8 protein-coding genes are annotated in these 20,596 nt (G+C 74.9%); all 8 read left to right on the top strand.

Features of this window, described 5'->3' with window-relative positions:
• Positions 1-580: 580 nt before the first annotated feature.
• The 8 genes from PUR56_RS28940 (at position 581) to PUR56_RS28905 (ending at position 20,562) form a co-directional block, all read left to right on the top strand.
• Complete coding sequence (locus tag PUR56_RS28940; RefSeq protein WP_329951101.1) at positions 581-1,687, top strand: ATP-grasp domain-containing protein; 1,107 nt, start codon at positions 581-583, stop codon at positions 1,685-1,687.
• A gap of 334 nt (positions 1,688-2,021) precedes the next feature.
• Positions 2,022-8,444, top strand: a complete 6,423-nt coding sequence (locus tag PUR56_RS28935) for a non-ribosomal peptide synthetase (RefSeq protein WP_329951100.1) — start codon at positions 2,022-2,024, stop codon at positions 8,442-8,444.
• Entirely contained in the window at positions 8,441-9,316 is an 876-nt protein-coding gene (locus PUR56_RS28930) for an alpha/beta fold hydrolase (protein WP_329881831.1), read from the top strand. The genes PUR56_RS28935 and PUR56_RS28930 overlap by 4 nt, the downstream gene beginning before the upstream one ends.
• A gap of 4 nt (positions 9,317-9,320) precedes the next feature.
• Positions 9,321-10,661, top strand: coding sequence for an MFS transporter (locus tag PUR56_RS28925; RefSeq protein WP_329951099.1), 1,341 nt, complete (start codon positions 9,321-9,323; stop codon positions 10,659-10,661).
• A gap of 163 nt (positions 10,662-10,824) precedes the next feature.
• Complete coding sequence (locus tag PUR56_RS28920; RefSeq protein ID WP_329881833.1) at positions 10,825-12,672, top strand: non-ribosomal peptide synthetase; 1,848 nt, start codon at positions 10,825-10,827, stop codon at positions 12,670-12,672.
• A 251-nt stretch (positions 12,673-12,923) separates the two neighbouring features.
• The gene (locus PUR56_RS28915) at positions 12,924-13,508 is read left to right on the top strand and encodes a hypothetical protein (protein ID WP_329951098.1); all 585 of its coding nucleotides are present in this window, start codon (positions 12,924-12,926) and stop codon (positions 13,506-13,508) included.
• Between the two features lie 5 nt (positions 13,509-13,513).
• A complete protein-coding gene (locus PUR56_RS28910) occupies positions 13,514-15,538 on the top strand; it encodes a CHAT domain-containing protein (protein ID WP_329951097.1) in 2,025 nt (674 codons plus the stop codon).
• Complete coding sequence (locus PUR56_RS28905; protein WP_329951096.1) at positions 15,535-20,562, top strand: hypothetical protein; 5,028 nt, start codon at positions 15,535-15,537, stop codon at positions 20,560-20,562. The genes PUR56_RS28910 and PUR56_RS28905 overlap by 4 nt, the downstream gene beginning before the upstream one ends.
• Positions 20,563-20,596: the final 34 nt, after the last annotated feature.

Below are 20,596 nucleotides of genomic sequence, written 5' to 3'. Positions count from 1 at the left end.
TAGCGGGAGAACAGTTGCGCCAGGCGGCGGCAGGGCCTTGACGGGCCGGTGTTTCACCGGAATGCTGATCGAGGCACCGAGCGGTCGAGGGTGCCCGGGGGCGGCTCTGCGGAACAACGAGCCGGGGTGCCTCGTCGAATCCTGCACAGCCCGGCGTGGATCTGCCGGGATCGGTCCACGGGGGGAGGCGGAAATGAACGGACGGTTCGGCGGTGTGCTGCGCGGCGCACCCGGACGTTGTCCCGGCCGCCTGCTCCCCGCTGCGCCGGGCGGGTGTTAGAGCCTCACACACGTATCAGCGTGCGACGCCGACTGGTCGCGCCGGAAGCCGGGGGAGCGGTGACCGGGGGCGAACGGTCGGCGCACAGGTGCGCCATCGCGCAATGGCGGGTTGTTCATGGCCAGTAGGGGGACTGTTTCAATGGCGAAACCGCGAGTTCTGGTTATTGGAGACAGCATTCGGCTTGTCCGGAAAGCCGGGCCGGCGAATGTCGACGTCGTTTATGCGCAGAAGCCTTCGCAATTCGATCCGGCGGTCGTCCCGCATTGCGATCAATTGTTGTTGGTGGATTATCAGCACGTGCCGACCGTCGTCGCTCTGGCACGGGCGCTGCACGGGGTGCGGCCCCTCACCCGCGTCGTGACGCAGACGGAGGCGGCGCAGCTGGTCGGCGGGCACCTGGTCGACCTGCTGGGGCTGCCGGGGAACGGCGCCCGCACGACGCGTCTGCTGCACGACAAGTCGGTGATGCGCGCGCTGCTCAACGAGCAGGGGATCGCGGCGGTGCCGTTCGTGGTCAATCCCACCCGCGAGGAGTTGGCGGAGTTCGTCGCGGCGCACGGTGCGGCGATGGTGAAGCCGACCAAGGGCTCGGGCAGCCTGGGGGTGCGGCCGGTCGGCTCGGTCGACGAGGTCGACGAGGTGTGGGCCTGGTGCGAGGAGTTCGGCATCGGGGACTTCCTGGTCGAGAAGCTCCTGGTGGGACCGGAGTTGAGTGTCGAGGCCTTCTCGGAGGCGGGTCGGCACACGGTCGTCGCGGTGACCGCTAAGGACACCGAGGGCGGGGTCGTCGAGCTCGGGCACGTCGTGCCGGCTTCCTTCGACGGCGAACAGCTCTCCGCCATCAGGGACCTGACGGTGCGTCTGCTGGATGCGGTCGGCCTCCAGGACGGGCCCTCGCACACCGAGATGATCCTCACGGCCGAGGGGCCGCGGATCGTCGAGTCGCACTGCCGGCGGGGCGGGGACTTCATCAACGACCTCGTGCGCCTGGTGTACGGCGTGGACCTGGAGGAGGCGACGTACCGGCTGGCCGGACCGTCCGCCCCTCTGGCCGATCTGCGGCCGGCGCGGGGCGCTGCGGCGGTCCGCTTCCTCACGGCCGCGCCCGGGACGGTCGTCTCCGTGGCGGGGCTGGCCCGGGCGCGGGAGCTCGACGGTGTGGTCGTGGCCGCCGTGAGTGTCGAACCAGGTTCCGTCGTCAGTGAGTTGCGCTGGTCGGAGGACCGGTGCGGGCACGTCATCGTGCAGGCCGAGAGCGCCGAGGCGGCGGTCCGGCTGGCCCGGAAGGCGGCCGAGTGTATCGAGATCGCCACCGAGCCCGCCCCGGCGGCGGCCGAGCGACCGGCCACGCTGGACGGGCTGCTGGGCGAGTTCGACGAAGTCCTGGACCCCTTCGAGGCGTAGCCCGAGGCGCGGTCCGGGGTGTGGTTCGAGGCGCGGCCGGGCGGCTCGCCGCCCGGCGGTGACGGCCGGACGCCCCCGTCGGCCTCCGCGTCCTGACTCCCGCGTCCTGCCCCGTGCCGGGGGCGCCGAGCGGCGCCCTCCGGCCGCCGCCCCGTCGCGCCCGGACCCGGGTCCGGGGCCGGCCCCCGGGGCGGTCCGGGTGCGACGGGGCGGGGTGGCCGTCGGGCCTGAAACCCGTGCGGCGTTCGGTAGTTGTTCGGCAGGCGTTCGACCGCCGGCCGACCCCGCAGTCTTGAGTTAGACAAACCAGTCCATTCGCGGCAGATGGAATGTCATGACCCTGATATCCAGCACGCAAGACGACGGTTCCCTCTCCTACACCCAGGAGAGCCTGTGGCTGTTCCACCACCTGGCCCGCCCCGACGAACCCGCGTACAACGAATCCCTGGCCTTCGAGCTGGCGGGCAAGGTCGACCCGGCCGCCGTACGCGGCGCCGTCCGGGCGGCCGTCGAGCGGCACGAGGCGCTCCGCACCCGGTTCCGCGCGGCCCCGGACGGCCTGCCGCGCGCCGAGGTCCTCGCAACGGTCCCGGACACGCTGGACTTCACCGACCTGCGGACGCTGGAGCCCGCCGAGGCCGACGCCCGCGCGGAGCACCTCCTGGCCGACCACCACCACCGGCCGTTCGACCTCGGCGCGGCTCCGCTGCTGCGCACCCTCCTGGTCGCCCTGCCCGAGGACCGGTGGCTGCTGGCACTGACGGCCCATCACATCGTGGTCGACGACTGGAGTCTGCGCCTCGTCCTGGAGGAGGTCGGCGAGGACGTCCGGGCGATCACCGAGTCGGGGAACCCGGTGCGGCGCCCCGGACCGGCCGCCACGTTCCGCGACTTCGTGCGGAGCAGCAGGGCGGCCTTCGAGCGCGGCGAGTACGCCGAGCAGATCGAGGCCTGGCGGCACTCGCTGGCGCACAGCCCGGACCTGCTCGGCATGCCGCTGGATCGCCCCAGACAGGCCCGGCCGACCTTCCGCGGCAGCAGCCGTACGCTCACCGTGCCGCTCACCGAGGTCGAGCCGCTGCTGGAGGCGGGCCGGCGCGAGTGCCGGGCCACGGCCTTCCCGGTCTTCCTGGCGGCGTACGCGGCCCTGCTCAACCGGTACACCGGCCAGGACGGGTTCGCCATCGGCACCACGGTCCTGAACCGGCCGACCGAGGCGGACCTGTCGCTGGTCGGCTGCTTCGTGAACACGCTCCCGCTCGCCCTGCCCGTCGACCGGGAGGCGCCGTTCCGCGACCTCCTGGAGGCGGCTCGGGAGGCGACCGACCGGCTGCTCGACGACGGCGACGCCCCGTACCCCAAGGTGCTGGAAGCCCTCGGTGCCGAGCGGGCCGTCAACCACAACCCGGTCTTCCAGACCATGCTGACCCTGCTCGGGCCGGAGCCGGAGCTGGACCTCGGTCCCGAGGCCACGGCCCGCTACCGCCCCGTGCGCCGGACCGCCGCCAAGTTCGACCTGATGCTCTACATCGCCCGGACGGACGGCGGTTACGAGTTCGAGCTGGAGTTCAACACGGACCTGTTCGACCCGGAGACCGCCGAGCGGCTGCTGGGGAACTACGCGCGGCTGCTCAGGGCGCTCGCGACCTCCGTCGACGCCCCGGTCGGCGCTCCGTCGATGCTCGGCGAGGACGAGGAGCGCCTGATCCTCGACACCTGGAACGACACCGCGAAGGCGTACCCGCCGGGCACGGTCGTCGACGTGATCGAGGAGCAGGTCCGCCGCACCCCGGACGCCGTCGCGGTCGAGTACGGCGACCGGCTGCTCACCTACGACCTGCTGAACCGCAGGGCCAACCAGGTGGCGCGGGCGCTGCGCGCCGGGCTCGGCGACGCGCCGGGCGGCGTGTCGCGCGGCCCGTTCGTCGGCGTTTACATGGAGCGCTCCGTCGAGATGGTCGTCGCGCTGCTCGCGATCGTCAAGGCGGGTTGCGCGTACGTGCCGATCGACCCCGACTACCCGGCCGCCCGGATCGAGTTCATGATCCAGGACGCCGGCCTCCCGCTGATCCTCACCCAGGAGCGGCACCGTGCCGCGCTCGAAGCGACGGGCACCGGCGGCGCCGCCCTGCTGGTCCTGCCGGACCCCGCCCTGGACACCGAGGACGACGCGGACCCCGTCCGCGCGCTCCGTCCCGACTCGCCCGTCTACATGATCTACACCTCCGGGTCCACCGGGCAGCCCAAGGGCGTGATCAACCGGCACGACTCGCTGGCCAACCGGCTCCACTGGATGCAGGACGCCTTCGCCCTGACCGGCGAGGACAAGGTCCTGCAGAAGACGCCCTACAGCTTCGACGTGTCCGTCTGGGAGTTCTTCTGGCCGCTCATGGTGGGCGCGGCCGTCGTCGTCGCCGAACCCGGCGGGCACCGGGACCCGGAGTACCTGAAGCGCGTCATCCGCGACCACCGGGTCACCACCGTCCACTTCGTCCCCTCGATGCTCAACGTCTTCCTGGAGGCGGAGGAGCTGGCGGAGCACTGCGGCTCCCTGCGGCGGGTGGTGTGCAGCGGCGAGGCGCTGCCGCGCAGGACGCTGGAGGTGTTCGCCGGGGCGCTGGACTGCGAACTGCACAACCTCTACGGGCCGACCGAGGCCGCCATCGACGTGTCGCACTGGGCGTGCACCCTCGACTACCCCGGCCAGGTGGTGCCCATCGGCACACCGATCGCGAACGTCCGGCTGTACGTCACGGACCGCCACCAGGTGCTGCAACCGGTCGGCGTGCCGGGCGAGTTGTGCATCGGCGGCGTGGCCGTCGCGGCCGGCTACCACCGCCGGGACGAGCTGTCGGCGAAGGTGTTCCTCGACGACCCGTACGGCACGGAGCCCGGGGCCCGGCTGTACCGGACCGGGGACCTCGCCCGCTTCCTGCCGGACGGCCGGATCCAGTACCTGGGGCGCATCGACAACCAGGTCAAGCTGCGCGGACTCCGCGTCGAGCCGGACGAGGTCGCGGCGGTGCTGCGCGAGCTGCCGGGCGTGCAGGACGCCGCCGTCGTCGTGCACACCACCGGCGCCGCCCAGGCGCTGGCCGCGTACGTGGTGCCCACGGGCGACGGGCTCGACGCGGAGGACCTGCGGTCCAGGCTGCGCGGCCGGCTGCCGGAGTTCCTCGTCCCGCAGTACCTGGTGGCCGTGCCGGACCTGCCCACCACTCCGAACGGCAAGCTGGACCGGCGCGCGCTGCCCGACCCCGTCGCCGCCGGCGCGTCGGCCCGGAGCGCCGCCGCGCTCGCCGGACCTCGTCAGCACGAGGTGGCCCGGGTCTGGCGCGAGGTGCTCGGCGTCGGCGAGGTCGGCGCCGACGACCGGTTCTTCGCGCTCGGCGGCGACTCCATCCTCGCGCTGCGGGTCGCGGCCCGGCTGCGCGAGGCCGGTTACGCCGTGGAACTGCGCGACGTGATCGCCCTGCCCACGGTGGCCGAACTGGCCGCCGCGCTGGAGGAGCGGGACCCGCAGGAGCCGGCCGCCGCGGCGGACCCGGGGCCCTTCGGGCTCGTCGGCCCGGCCGACCGGGCCCTGCTGCCGGCGGACGCCCTCGACGCGTGGCCCCTCACCAGGCTCCAGTCGGGGATGATCTACCACTCGCTGCTGGACGAGGACTCGCCGGTCTACCACGACATCTTCGACTACGAGTTCTCCGGTGAGGCCCGCTCCGGCGAGGCCCGCTCCGGCGGGGCCGAACCGGATGAGGCCGACGCGGAGGTCCGCGCCGGGCAGGTCCGGCAGGCGATCGCCGCGACGGTGGCCCGCCACCCCCAACTGCGCTCCTGCTTCGACCTGGAGCGGTACGGCGAGCCGTTGCAGATCGTCCTGCCGCGGGCCGACGCCGCCGTGGAGGTCGTGGACCTCACCGGACTGGCCCGCGCCGGACAGGACCGGGCGATCGCGCAGTGGGTCGAGCAGGAGAAGCTCCGCCCCTTCGACCTGGCGGCCCCGCCGGTCCGGTTCCGCGTCCACCTGCGGGACGCGACGCGGTTCAACCTCGGCGTCTCGTTCCACCACCTGATCCTCGACGGCTGGAGCGTGGCCCTCGTGGTGGCCGGGATCCGCGAGCGCTACGCGGAGTTGCTCGCCGGGCGGGAGCCGGCGGAACCGGCCGCGGAACCCGGGTTCGGCGGCTACGTCGCGCTGGAGCGGGCGAGCGCCACGAGCGCTGCGGAGCAGGAGGCCTGGCGGCGCCTGCTCGCCGGGTTCCCCGCCACGCTCCCGGCCGGTCCGCAGCCCGACGGCTCGGTCGAGACGGCGACCCTGGAACGGGACGTCCCGGCGGAACTCGCCGAGCGGCTGCGGCGGAGTGCGGCCGGGCTCGGTGCGCCGCTGAAGTCGGTCTACCTGGCGGCGCACTGCGCGGCACTGGCCGACCTCACCGGCACCGCCCGCCTGATCACCGGCCTGGTCGGCCACGGCCGGCCCGAAGTCCCGGGCGGCACCGAGATGGTGGGTCTGTTCCTGAACACGGTGCCGCTCCCCGTGGAGGTGCCGGAGACGCCCGGGCCCGATCTGGTCGCCGCGGTCTTCGCCGCGGAGCGGGCGGTTCTCCCGCACCGGCGGTTCCCGCTCGCCGAGATCGAACGCCTGCGCGGCGGGCCGCAGTTCGACGTCGTGTTCAACTACACGGACTTCCACGCCTACACCGGTCCGGCGGACGGCGTCCGGATCGACGGCGCCCGGTACTTCGAACTGACCAGCTTCCCGATGGTCGTCCACGTCCACAAGGACCAGTTCGACGGTGTGATGCGGCTGGCGGTCTGCCACGACCCCGGCCGGATCAAGTCCTCCGCCGTCGAGCGGTTCCTGGACGGCCTGCTGGAGGCGCTGGAGTCGCTCGCGGCCCCGGACGCGCCGGGACAGGTCGCCGCCCCGGACACCGGGGAGCCGCTGACGCTCCCGGGCACCCGGGCGCCGGAGGCCGCACCGGCGGCGCCGCACACGGCGGCGGACGACCGTCCCGCCGGGGCGGAGACGGCGATCGCCGGGATCATCGCCACCGCGCTGGGCGTCGACGCCCTGGCCGTGGACGCCAACTACCTCGACGCGGGCGTCGACTCCATCACGTCGATCCGGATCCTCGCCAAGATCCGCAAGCTGTTCCCGGCGGCCGTCATGCGCGACGTCATCGAGCTGCGCACCGCCCGCGCCCTGGCCCACCGGCTGGAGAGCCGTGACCGGGACGCCGTGCAGGACGAACCCGTCCCGGCGGGTGAGGGCCTTCCGGCACCGACGGCCGATCTGCCGGACGGCGTCGTCGACGCCTACCCGGCCACCGCCATGCAGCTCCAGATGATCGGGGCCACCCGGCGGGACCCGGCCCAGTCGGCCTACCACGACGTGTTCGCCTACACCGTCCGGCTGCCGCTGGACGAGCAGGCCCTGCGGGAGGCGCTGCGGCGGGCGACCGCATCCACCGCGACCCTGCGGACGGCGTTCCTGCTGGACGCCCGGCCGGTGCCGCTGCAGCACGTCCACGCCGCGGTCGAACCCGACCTCGTGGTCGACGCCACCGGGCGGCCCGGTGCCGCCGACGAGTGGTTCGAGCGCGAGCGCGGCTCCGGCTTCACCTGGGACCGGCCCGGTCTGATCCGGTTCGCCGCCCACCGGACCGGAGCGGAGGGCTTCGTCCTCTCGTTCGGCTTCCACCACGCGGTGATCGACGGCTGGAGCCTCTCGCTGCTCGTCCGGGACCTGCTCACCTCGTACGCGGCGAGCCTGTCCGGGGACGGGCCCTCCGGGGAGAGCCCGTCCGGGCCGGCGCCGCAGTCGCCGGTGCCGCCCGCTCCCGCCTACCGCGACTACGTCAGGGCGGAGGTCGCGGCCCGCGACTCGCAGCAGTCCCGCGCCTTCTGGCGCGAGGTCCTGCGCGACCACCCCGGGACGCCGCTGCCCCGCTTCGCACCCGACGGCACCGGCAGCCGCTGGACGGAGACGACCCTCACCGTGCCCGCCGGGCAGGAGGCCGCGCTGCGCGAGGTCGCCCGGCAGGCGGGCTGCCCGCCCAAGTACCTGATGCTCGCCGCCCACCTGCGCGTCCTCGCGCTGATCAGCGGTCGGCAGGACGTGGTGACCGGCGTCTTCACCCACGGCCGGCCGGAGGCGGAGGGTGCCGAGCGGATGACCGGCATGTTCCTCAACTTCCAGCCGCACCGGGCCCGGCTGGACGACCGGACCTGGAACGAGCTCGTCGAGGCGGTGTTCCGGGCGGAGGCGCGCGCCCTGCCGCACCGCCGCTACCCGACCGCGGCCGTCGCCCGCGACGTCCTCCACGACCGCGCGGCCGGCCCCGCGGCCGATGTCGCCGCCGGCGCCGACGCCGGGCTCGACGCCCTCGGACGCGTCGCGCTCTTCCCCGCGCTGTTCAACTACACGGAGTTCCCGGCCTACGCCGAGGCCGCCGACGGCGGCGCCGTCATCACGGACGTCCGCTGGTTCGAGCACACCGACGTCCCCTTCCTGGTGAACGTCGGCCGCGACATCGGCCAGTCCCGCCTGGAACTGACCGTCAACGCGGACGGCCGCCTGCTCCCGCAGGCGGTGACCGAGGCCGTCGCCAGGCTCCACGTGGCCGTCCTGACCCAGATCACCACCGACCCCACCGGCCGCGTCCTGGACACGACCGACGAGATCCGCGCGATCGGAGCCGAACTCCGGGCGCGACAGCTGCCGACCGACGGAGAGGACACCCAGAACCGATGACCACCACCCGTACCCCCGAGACCGAGCAGGTCCTGACCTTCGAGCAGCCGGACGGCTACCGGACCCACTACCGGGTCTGGGGCCCCGCGCAGGCCGACGACGTCGTCGTCATGCTGCACGGCGGCATGAGCCACTCGGGCTGGCAGGCACCGCTCGGCACCCGCCTCGGGCAGCTGCCCGGGACGGCCTTCGTCGCCGTCGACTTCCGCGGCTCCGGGCTCAACGACGGCCGCGGGCACATCCCCGCCGGTCAGCTCGCCGTCGACGACATCGCCCACCTGCTGCGCCACCTGAAGGACTCCTACGGCCGGATCCACCTGGCCGGCTGGTGCTTCGGTGCCCAGATCGCCACCGTGGTCGCGACCGGCCTCGCCGGTCAGGAGGTGATCAGCAGCCTGATCATGACCTCGCCCGGCTTCTTCTTCAACGACCGCTACAACGACGTCCTCGACCGCTCCATCGACGCCGCCCTGATCGCGGCGGAGGAGCTCGGACTGACCCCCGAGCCGGACCGCGCCTTCATCCAGATCCCGCTGCGCACCCCGGACTTCACCGACCGCCCGGAGTGGCACGCGTTCATCGACGCCGACGAGCTGCGGCTGCTGCGGATCACCGTGGGCACCATCGACGCCTGGGAGGAGATCGCCGTCCGCTCGGAGAAGGACTTCGCGGGGATCGGTCCGCTCCCGCTGCTGGCCGTGTTCGGCACCCGCGACAAGCTGGTGGACAACGCCCGCGTCCGCGCGTTCCTCGCCACCCACCCGGACCTGCGGGTGCACGAGCTCGACACCGGCCACGCGCTCCAGTTCGAGGAGCCGGACGCCCTGGCCGCGCTGCTCGGGGACTTCATCGGTCACCCGGTGGCGGGCTGATCCCGTGACGGCCGGACCCGAACCCGACATCGACGTGCCCGCGGACCGCGTTCCGGTCGGCGCGCCCGTGGACCGCGCCCCCGACGGCGCACATGACGCCGAACCCGACGGCGCACGCAACGGTGCGCCCGGGGGCGGCGCACCCTCGGGCGTCAACCGCTACCGCCTGGCGCTGACCACCCCCGGTGCGCTCCGCTTCGTGATCCCCGGGCTCCTCGCCCGGTTCCCGATCGGCATGACGGGCATCAGCATCCTGCTCTTCATCCGCTCCGTCGGGTACGAGTTCGGGACCGCCGGGGCGCTGTCCGCCACCTCCGCCGTGGGCTTCGCGGTGGCCGCGCCCCAACTGGCGCGGCTGGCGGACCGGATCGGCCAGCGCCGGATCCTGCTGGCCTGCGCCGCCGTCGGCGCGGTCGACGGCGCCCTGTTCGTCCTCTCCGCGCTGCGCGGGGCCCCGCTGTGGACGCTGTTCCCCGCCGCGGCGGTGATGGGCGCCGCGACGCCCGCGATCGGCTCGATGGTGCGGGCGCGGTGGAGCGGGCTGCTCTCGGGGTCGCCGATCATGTCGACCGCGTTCGCGCTCGAATCGGTCGTCGATGAAGTGATCTTCATCTTCGGGCCGATCGTCGCCACCTTCCTGGCGACCGGGGTCGACCCGGCCGCCGGGATCGTCTGCTCGCTGGTGCTGGTGTGCGGCGGGAGCGTCCTGCTCGCGCTGGGCACCGCCACCGAACCCCCGAGGTCGACCGGTCCCAGGCCGGCCGGCAGCGCCCTGTTCCTCGGGCCGGTCGCCGTGATCTCCGGGGTCAACCTCTGCTTCGGCGCCATGTGGGGCTCGATCGACATGGCCACCGTCGCCTTCACCACCGAGCTGCACCGCGAGGGGCTGGCCGGCCTGCTGCTGGCCGCCTACGGGATCGGCAGCTCGGTGGCGGGCGTGGCCTACGGGGCCCGCGAGTGGAACCTGTCGACCACCCGCATCCTGCTGGGCGCGACGGCCCTGATGGCGCTCGGCATCGCGCCGATGCTCCTGGTGAACGACGTCGTCGTCGCCGTCCTGGTGCTCTCCCTGGCCGGCGCGTCCTCGGCGCCGGCCATGGTCGCCGGGATGCTGCTCGTCCAGGACGGGGTCCCGGCCTCCCGCCGGACCGAGGCGATGGCCTGGCAGGCCACCGCGATCTGGCTCGGGGTGGCCGCCGGCTCCGCGGTCAGCGGGCGCCTGGCCGACACCACCGGATCGCACGCGGCCTACGGCTGCGCGTTGGCGTTCGGGGGCGTCGCGTTCGCGGTCGCCGCGGCGGGCCGGCAGCGGGTCGCCGTGAAGCCGCTCCCGGAGCCGGCGTGACCGCCCGTCGGCACCCCGGGGACCGCGCCGGGGGCCGTGCCGGTCCTCGTCCGCGCCCTCCGGTCGTTCCCGCCAGTTCCCGTCCTTCCCGTCCTTTCCGTTCCACCCGAGGTGGACCGATGACCGACACGAGGTGGACCGATGACCGACACGAGGTGGACCGATGACTGACACCGCCACCCGGCCCGCGGTGGCCGCGCAGGCCTGGCTGCCGGACCTGATCGAGGCCCGGGCCGCCGAGGCCGCCGCCGCGGCCCGCCCGGCCGTCGCGCTGCGCACCGAGCACGGCGAGGTGGGCTACGCCGAACTGCGGGAACGCGCCGAGCGGACCGCCCGGGACCTCGCCGCCCTCGGGGTCGGTGCCGGCGACATCGTCGGCATCCGGCTGCCCGCCGGCCCCGAGCTGGTCGTCGCGATGCTCGGCGGCTGGTTGGCCGGTGCGGCGTTCCTGCCGATCGACGCGGCCGCCCCGGACGAGTACTGCGCCCGGCTGCTGCGCGACTCCGGCGCGGCGGCGCTCTTCGACCGCTCCGGCGGGCCGGTCGCTCTGGCCGGCGCCCGGCCCGGCGCCGCGGCGGAGCCCGCCGGGGCCGCGGGCGACCGGCCCGCGTACGTGATCTACACCTCCGGCTCCACCGGCACTCCCAAGGGCGTGCTGGTCGGTCACCGGGCGCTGGCCGGTCACACCGCGGCCGTCGTCGACCTGCTCGGCCTGGGCCCCGAGGACGTCGTGCTGCAGTTCGCCAGCGCGGGCTTCGACGTGGCCCAGGAGGAGATCTGGCCCACCCTCGCGGCCGGCGGCACCCTCGCCTTCCGGTCCGGCGGCACGCCCGACGCGGCCCGGCTGGCCGACCGGGTCCGCGCCCTCGGCGTGACGGTCCTCCAACTGCCCACCGCCTACTGGCGGCTGCTGTGCGCCGAGGCCGAGGGCGCCGACCTGGCCGGCTTCGCCGGCGTCCGTACGGTGGTCGTCGGCGGTGAGAGCGCCACCGCCGACGACGTCCGCGTCCACCGGCGCGGCCCGCTCGGGCACTGCACCCTGGTCAACGGCTACGGGCCGACGGAGGCCGTGATCACGGCCTCCGCGCTGGTGCTGCCGCCCGACCGGCCGGTGCCCGGCACCACCGGTCTGCCGATCGGCGGTCCGGTGGGCGAGCGCCTGCTGCACGTCCTCGACGAGGAGCAGCGCCCGACCCCGGACGGCGTCCCCGGCGAGCTGTGGATCGGCGGCCCGCTGCTCGCGGCCGGCTACCTCCACGACCCCGACCGGACCGCCGACCGCTTCCGGCCCGACCCCTTCGCCGCCGTGCCCGGTCCGTTCGCGGACGTGCCCGGCTCCCCGGCCGCACCGGACCCGCGGATGTACCGCACGGGGGACCAGGTGGTCCGCCACCCCGGCGGGGACCTGGAGTTCCTCGGCCGGCTCGACAACCAGGTCAAGGTCCGCGGCCACCGGATCGAGCTCGACGAGGTCGACCGTCACCTGCTGGACACCCCGGGCGTGACCGCCGCCGCGGCCGTCACCCTCGACGACGGGGCCGGGGGCCGGACGCTGGGCGCCGGCATCTCGCGCACTCCCGACGGGCCCACCCCCGAGGAGGTCCGCGACCGCCTGCGCTCCCGGCTGCCCGCCTACATGGTCCCCGGCCCGTTCCTCGTCCTCGACCGGCTGCCACTCACCCCCTCGGGCAAGATCGACCGCCGGGCGGTCGCCGCCCTGGCCGCCGCCGAGCACCCCCCGGTGACCGCGGAGGCTGCCCCGGCGGACCCTCGGGACATCCCTGTGGTGGACCAACTGGTCATCCTGCTCGGCGAGTTGCTCCGTGCGCCGGGCTTCGGGCCGGATGACGACTTCCTCGCCCACGGCGGCGACTCGCTGATCGCCCTGCGGGTCAGCGGCGCGTTGCGCGAACGCGGTTGGCGGCTGCGCCCGTCCGAGCTGATGGCGGAGCGCACCGCCCGCGCCGCGGCCGACCGGGCGAGACCCACGGCGCCGGCGGGCACGCCGTAGCCCGCCGCCCGTAGCCCGGCGCCCCCAGCCCGGCGCCCGTACCGCCGAGCCCGAGCGCGGCCCGCACGCCCTCCGCCGATCGGAGGCGTGTGCGGGCCGCGCGCGTCCGGGCGAACGTGCTGACGGTGCGTGAAGTCCGTTTTCCCGCAGAGGAGATCAGGGCCGTTCCGTTTCTGGCATACTCGCACCACCGTCGGCCGGGGGGCTGCGAAGGCGCCGACGGGCCCGTGCGGACTGGAGGGGTACACGGAATGCCGAACAGGGACGCCGAAGCGGGGCGGGGGCCGGCCGGGCCGGGCCGGAACCAGGGCGGGTCGGCCGAGCCGCCCGCGCGCGCGGACGCGCCGCCGATCCACTGGTCGATCTACTTCCTGATCTGTGCCGTCCTCCTCGGCTACACGGCGATGATGGTGTTCCTCGCCGTGAAGCGGGGCGACGCCAACTGGGACCGGCTGGTGTTCCTCTTCGCCGGGCTGGAGGCCATCGTCTTCGCCGCCGCCGGGCTGGCGTTCGGCGGGACGGTGCAGCGCGGCGCGCTCACCGCGGCCCGGGAGGACGCGGCGAACGCGCGGGCCGAGGCCGGCCGCCAGGGGGCGGCGGCCGAGGCCGCGCGCGGCGACAGCGAGGTCCTGAACGGTCTGCTGACCGCCATCTCGCTCGGTGCCGACGCCGAGCGCGGCGGGACGGAGGGGGAGGCCGGCCCGGGTGCCCCGCGGGCCGCCGAACTGCCGCCGGGAGCCCACGGAGCCCGGCCGTCCGCCGCCGCCCCGCGGTCGTGGAGCATGGTCGAACTGGAGCAGTTCGCCCAGGCGTTGCGGGAGCGACGGGTAGGCTGAGCCTGGTGGACGCCGTCGAACCGGGGTGGCTTCCGCCCTTCACGACCCTGATTCGGATCGGCGAGGCGAACGCCTCGGGCGCCCATCCGACCCTTCTCGCCTTCGGACCCGCGGAGGAGGGCGGCTCACCCCGCCCGGTCCACCAGGGCGCCGCTTTCACCGACGAGTGCCTGTCCGTGGACGACCGCAGCCTCTGCCGGGACCTCTTCGAGACCGGGGCGCCGCTGCCCGAGGCCGTCCGTACCGTCGCCGGCCTGTTGCGGGACGCCCTGGACGCGCTCGGCCTCCTCGGTCCGTGGATCGAGGAAGTCCGCACGTGCCACCAGAACGGACGCCAGGCCCGGACCCTGTTCGACATCCGCCCGGCGGCACTGCGCGAACTCCCGTGGGAACTGGTCACCCATGCCGACGGAGCGGAGTCGCTCTGCGTCAGCGGGGATCCGGGTCTCACCTTCACCCGGATCGACCGCCCGACGTCCCTGCTCGGCGCCGAGAACCCTCCGGCCGCCCTGCACCTGCCGCTCCGCGTGCTGGTCGTCGTCGGCGAGACGGACCCCCTGATCAGGGCGGACGAGGAGATCGAGCGGATCCGCACCCGGCTCGGGGGCCCGTCCGGGGAGTGGCACGTCGAGGTGGTGCGGGCCCCGACGTCCCGGGAACTGGCCGAGACCCTGCGGGAGGTGGCCCCGCACGTCCTGCACGTGATCGGCCACCAGCAGCGGGACGCGGGGGACCGGGGCCTGCTCACGATCCGCCCGCCCGGCACCGAGCCCTGGTCGATCACCGGGGACAACGTCCACGCCTTCCTGGCGGGCCACCGGCCGAGGCTGGTGGTGCTGAACGCCTGCGACACCGCCGGACCGGCGGCCGGGCCGCTCCTGGCGGCCCTGCTCCGCGGTGGTGCGGCGGCGGTGGTGGGGATGAACGGCGGCATCGAGTCCGAGACCGCCTGCCGGTTCTCGGCGGAGTTCTACACGGCCCTCGGCCGTGGCGAGAGCGTCGACCGGGCCGTGCGGACGGCCCGGCTCGCCCTGCTCGTGGACCAGGTCGACGGGACCGAGTGGGCCCTGCCGGTGCTGGCCGCCCGGGTCCACCCCGAGGTCGTGCTGGGGCGGTACGCCGCGCTGCGCGGCAAGGCCGAGGCCGAGAAGCGGTTCACCGACCGTCGGTGGAACCTGGGGCACGCGGTGGACCGGGTCCGGGAACGCCGCGCGCTGTTCGACGGGTTCGCGCCGACCGGCCCCGCGGCGCCCGTCAGCGCCGTCGTCGGCGAGGCCGCCAGCGGCAAGGCCACCCTCGTCCGGTCCGCCCTGCAGATCTGGTACCGCAACGGTGCCCGCACGGTCTGGAGCGACCTCCGCCCGCTCGGCCGGACCGCGACCTGGCTGGACCTGGTCCGGACGATCGTCGACCAGCTCGGGCCGGCCGGTCCCGGGCTCGAACCGCTCCAGCGGTTCGAGCACCGGCTCGCCCAGTTGCACGACGGCTGGACGACCGACGACAACAAACCCTGGCTGTCCCTCGAACCCGACCGGGTCTGGCAGGAGACCGTGCCCGGCAACAGCGTCGGTCACGTCGCCGACCGCCGGCACACCGCGCTTCGGCACCTCGCCGACGCCCTGCTCGGGCTCGGCGAGGACACCGGACTGGTCCTCGCCCTGGCCGGTCTCGGCAGGCTGGAGCACCGGGCCGTCGCCGACCTGATCGTCCCGCACCTGATCGAGCCGCTGGCCGTCCGCCCGGACGGGCGTGCGAAGGTGATCCTGGCTCTGAACGAGGAGGAGGAGGCCGACTTGCTGCCCTATCCGCTGCGCGACACCGTCCGGCGGATCCCGCTCGGCGCGTTCGCGGCCGGGGAGATCACCGAGGTCGTGGGGGACTACAGCCGGGTGAGGGACGTGGAAGCGGACAGTGTGGAGCAGTGGAAGGAGTTCATGGCCATCCTCGTCGCCCGGCACGGCCACCTGACACCGGCAATGCTGCAGGACGGCATGACGCTCTTCAAGGAAGGACGACGGGTGCCCCGATGACCGACAACGGCCCTGCTTCCCCCCACGGGCCCGACGAGCCCACCGGCCCGGGTGGGGTCGGGCCGGGCCAGGAGGATCTCGTCGAGCTCGTCGGCCGCGGCGACCCGCTCGCCCGGATCCTCCTGGCCCGGCTCGACCCCACCCGGCGCGACGTCCTCCGCCGCTGCAGCATCGTCCCGGACTTCACCGAGGAGCTGTACCACTCCGTGCTCGCGGTCGACAGCCCGGTCGACGTCGCCGACCTGCTCGACCAGGGCCTGCTGGAGCACTCCGCCCGGCCGGACCACTACCGGATCGTCGCCCTGCTGCGCTTCCCCTGTTGGGACGACTGGTGGACCGGACTGCCGCCGGGCGGGGAGGCGCCGGGGCAGCTCCGAGAGCTCGCCGCGACACTGGCCGCCCGCTACGCCGAAGCCGGGGACGAACCCGGCAGCCTGCGGCAGCTTGCCATCGCGGGGGCGTTGGAGTCCGACGCCTTCCGAGCCGCCTTCGAGGCCGCCGACCGCCGGTTCGACCTGGCCCGCTGCCACGACCTCGTGGACGCCGTCACCGACCCGCAGGTCGCCGCGCTCCTGCCGGAGGAACTCGGGGCCGTCGTCGCCGAGGCCCGGGTCCGGGTCCGGGCGCGCGCCCTCTGGCGGCCCGACCACCACCGGACCGCCGGCTACTACGGGCGTGCGCGCGCCGAACAGCCGCTGCGGGACCTGCTGGAGGCCGACGGCCCGGCGGTCCTGCGGATCCACGCCACCGGCGGCTCCGGCAAGTCCATGCTGCTGCGCTGGTTCATGGCCAGGCACTGCCAGGAGCGCCCGGTCCCGGTGCCCTGTGCCCACCTGGACTTCGACCGGTGCGACCCGGCCCTGGCGGTCGCCCACCCCGCACTGTTCCTCCTGGAGGCCGCCGCCCAGTTGAACGAGCAGCTCCCGGGCGCACCGTTCGGCGAACTCCTCGACGAGCACGCGGCGGACCTCGCGGCGCTCCCGAGGAACCGCAGCCCGGTGGCGGCCGAGTGGCTCGCCGGGCGGGCGGCCCTCGGACACCGTGGCGCCTCGATCCAGCGGCGCTTCGTGGCCGTCCTCGACGAGGCCCTCCGGCGGCGGGGCACCCGGGCCGTCCTGGTCCTGGACACCCTGGAGGAGGTCGTCCTCCGCGACGGCGGCCGGATCAACGACCTGGCGGAGGTGCTCTCCGGGGCGCTGGCGGCGGAGGGGCTCCGGATCGTGCTCTCCGGCCGGTACGACCTCGCCGATGCCGTACCGCTGCCCGCCGTCCCGATGCGGCTCCAGTCCTTCGACCCGCAGGAGGCGGACGACTACCTGCGGGAGGTGCGCGATGTCGCCGACCCCGAGCTGCGCGCGGCCGTGGTGGAGAGCAGTGACGGCCTGCCGTACACGCTGGCCCTCTTCGCCGACCTGGCCGCGGACCTCACCGCCGACCAGGTCCGGGCCTCCTCCGGGCCCAGCCTCCTCTACGCGATCGACCGTGTCCTCGAACGCGTCCACGACGACCGGATCCGCTGGCTCCTCCGGTACGGGGTGATCCCCCGGCGGCTCACCCTGCGGCTGGTCCAGGAGGTGATGCTCCCGCACCTGCGCCGCGGGATCCGCGGCAGCAACACGGCGGACGACCCGAGCCTGGACAAGCGCGAGGAACTGCACATCTCGATCTTCCTGCGGGCCGTGCCCGGCTTCACCGACGACGGCGGGGAGATCCCCGACCTCTGGGCCGCCCTCAGCCGGTACGCCGGTGACGCCGCCTGGGTGGACCGGGACCCGGACGACCCCGAGGGCCTGGTGCTGGACCGCACCGTCCGCCACCCGCTGCGCCGACTGCTCGCTGACCACGAGGTGTCCCGGCTGCTCGACCGGGATCTCGCCGAGCACTTCGCGCGGCGGGCCGAGGCTGAGCCGGAGCGCTGGGAGCAGTGGAAGCTGGAGGAGCTCTACCACCGCTTCTCGGCGGACCCGCAGGAGGGCGCCGCGACCTGGGCCCGTCTGGTCGGTTCGGAGCGCTCCGCCGGCCGGGACCACCGCCTGTCGTCGTTGGCCGAGGCACTGGTGTCGCCGGAGCTGCTGGACGAGGTGAAGGTCTCCGTGGTCGCCCGGGCCCGCGCCCTGGTGCTGCTCGGCCGGAACGCCGCGAGCGCCACCGACCTCACGGCGTGGGAACGCGGGATCGCCCGGCTGGACGAGGCCGCCGGCCTGCTGGCGGAGGAGTCGCACGCGGAGCTGGCCGCCGGGGTGGAGCTGTTCTCGGCGGCCCTGCTGCTCCGGCTGGGCCGGCTCGGGGAGGCCCGGAGCCGGCTTGCCCGGGTCCAGCGGCAGCCGGACTCCGCGGACCGCGACACCGCGCTGCAACTGCTCCACCTCACCGGGTGCGCCCTGCTGGCGGAGGGGCAGGGCGACCGGGCCCAGGAGTCGTTCGTGCAGGCGGACCGACTGGCGGCACCCGACGGGGGGCCGCTGTCGGAGCAGTCGGTCGAGGCCGTGGCAAGCCTGCTGGACTCCGGCCTGGTCGGCCACGCCGCCTCCTGGCTGCCGCGGTTCGACGCGGGGACCGCGCCCGAGCTGCACCTGAGGCTGCTCCTCGCCGTCGGCCGGTTCGAGGAGGTGCTGGCCGTGCACCGGGGCCTCGGCTCCGGGGACCGCCGCCGGACGGCCGAGTGGGCGGGCCGGGCGGCGCTCCGGCTCCACCGCCCCGGCCTCGTCCTCGCCGAGGACGGCCCGCTGGAGGGCTTGTCCGACGGGGGGAGCGAACCTGCGGTGACCCTGCGGGGCCTGGTGCTCCGCGGCGAGGCGTACGCGATGCTCAGGGCGCCCGGCGCGGCGATGGCGCCGCTGCGGCCCGCCCTGGAGGAGGGCGCCGTCACCGACCACGAGCGGATGTCCGCGCTGGTGGGGACGGCCCGGCTGCTGGTGACCGGGGGCGGCAGCCGGAGCGAGGCCTCGGAGCTGGTCGGCCGGGTGCTGCGACTGGCCGGTCCGTCCGAGCACGCTCCCGCCCCGGACGTCCCGGTCCCGATCCTCGCGGAGCTCGCCCGGTGGCCTGAGGCGGCGGCCTGGCAGCTGGACCGTCCGCGGTCCGCGGAGAGGTCGGCCGCACCGCCGCCGGACCGGGTGGTCTGGGTGCTCGGCCTGCTGACGGGCGTCGAAGCCGCGCGGGACGAGGAGCTCGTGGGCGAGCTCGTCGAGGCCCTGGCCCCCCTCGGGTCCCCGGGGGCACGCCTGGTGGCGCTGGAACGCCTCCACGAGCTGCGGCGGCCGCTCGCCGTCACCGGCCCCACCGCCGCCCGGTTGACCGAGCTCTGCGGGCCCGGTCCCCGGCGGAACTCCGGCTCCGACGCGGCGGCCCTCGGCCTGACCTACGCCGAACTGCTCCGCGTGCTCGGACGGTCCGAGGAGGCGGTCGACCTCGCCCGCGCCTGCGCGGGGGAGCTCGCCCCGGCCGAGAGCGCGGTGTGGCTGCGCCGTCTCGACCTGGAGACGGACGTCCTCGGTGACATCGGCGCGCTCGACGCCGTCATGCTCCAGGGCCTCCCCGACGCGTTGGAACGGGCCTACCCGGCGGCGCCCGAGGCGGCGGCCGTCGTTCTCACCTACCAGACGCTGGTGGCGCTCAGGTCGGGGCGGGGCGACCTGGCCGGGCGGAGCGTCGCCCGTGCCTGGTCGCTGCTGGCGGAGCGGGATCCCAGCCTCGCCAGGGCGAGGTGCGCGGCACTGGTCGCCCGGACAGCGGCCCAGGCGGGCGCCGATCCCGGGGAGACGGGCCCGTCGGCCGAGTTCGCGCACGGCCTGTACGCCGAACTCGGCCTGCCTCCTGAGCAGTTGTTCGACCAGGGGCACGGTGCTCCCGGGGCCGGCGAGGTCGACGTCGAGTGGCGGGATCACGTCCTGGTGCTCACCGCCGACACCCGGTTCCGCGGACGGCCGCCCGTCCTGGAGATCGACCTCCTGAGGTCCACCGGTCCAGGGGCCCGGGTGAGTCTGCTGCGGACGGCCGACCTCGCGGACGACTGGCTCCGCAGTCCCGACGGGCTCCAGTCGGCGCTCTCCTCCTCGGCGGCGGACTGGGCGGAGGAGACCGGCCTCCTGCTGGACGAGGCCTTGGACGGCCTGCTCCGCTCCGAGGAGGTCCGCGGCCTCCGGCTGGAGGTCCCGGGGTACGAGCCCACCCTGCTCGCCGCCCCGTGGGAGGCGGCCCTGGCGCACCTCACGGTCCCGCCGGACGGGTTTCACCTCTACCGGGGGCTCCCCGGGCGCAGCGGGGAGGCGGCGGCGCTCGGCCGGCTCCGGACCGTCGTGCAGAACCTCCGGCAGGCCGCACCCTCCGACGCGCCGCCATCCCCGCCGCTCGGCCGCTTCGTCGAGAGCCTCTGGGCCCAACCCCACGCCGCCGTCCGGGTCGGGGTGCTCGCCGGCACCCGTGAGGCGCGCGCCCAGCAGCACACCGCTGTCCGGGAGCCGATGGCGCCGATGGCGCCGCTGTCGTCGGTGTACGAGGCCGAGCACTTTGCCCGGCTGGTCGCACCGGCCCGCTCGCGGCGCTTCGGTGCTTCCGCGTCGGGCCCCCAACTCCTGCACGTCCAGGGGACTTTCCGTGAATCGTCGGGCAAGCTGAACGTCCACTGGGACTCCCGGGGCGGGAGCGACGCCGCCGGTCTCGGCGAGTACCTCGGATGGCGGCGCCCCCCGCAGAGCGTCCTCGTCCTGGAGGCGGTGGATCCGGGGACGCGCGAGGAGGCGATGCGTCAGCTGGTCCTGCGGAACCTGTTCGCCGCCGAGGTCCTGGCCCGAGGGGACTTCGCGGCCGTGGTGGCCATCGGCCCGTTCCTGCGGCGCCCGGGCGAGAGCGAACGGGCCCGGCGGCGACTGATCCACGGGCTGCTCACCGGGCGGCACCCCGCCGTCGTGGTCGCGGAGCTCACCCGGGACCAACTGGGCGTCCCCCGGCCGACCGTCGCGCTCCCGGCGCTGTTCAGCGCCCTGCCGACCGGCCTCCTGCTGCCGCTCTGGACCTCGCTGTGACCGGTCCGTCCGCCGTGCCGGCGCTCCGTGGCAC

Source organism: Streptomyces sp. BE303, assembly GCF_036290945.1.
Lineage (GTDB): Bacteria > Actinomycetota > Actinomycetes > Streptomycetales > Streptomycetaceae > Kitasatospora.
This window is presented reverse-complemented; position numbering and strand designations above follow the sequence as displayed.

Excerpts from the sequence above, each read along its gene's own strand:
- PUR56_RS28905 (WP_329951096.1), top strand. The coding sequence starts at position 15,535 with ATGACCGACAACGGCCCTGCTTCCCCCCACGGGCCCGACGAGCCCACC.
- PUR56_RS28915 (WP_329951098.1), top strand. The coding sequence starts at position 12,924 with ATGCCGAACAGGGACGCCGAAGCGGGGCGGGGGCCGGCCGGGCCGGGC.
- PUR56_RS28935 (WP_329951100.1), top strand. The coding sequence starts at position 2,022 with ATGACCCTGATATCCAGCACGCAAGACGACGGTTCCCTCTCCTACACC.
- PUR56_RS28920 (WP_329881833.1), top strand. The coding sequence starts at position 10,825 with ATGACTGACACCGCCACCCGGCCCGCGGTGGCCGCGCAGGCCTGGCTG.
- PUR56_RS28930 (WP_329881831.1), top strand. The coding sequence starts at position 8,441 with ATGACCACCACCCGTACCCCCGAGACCGAGCAGGTCCTGACCTTCGAG.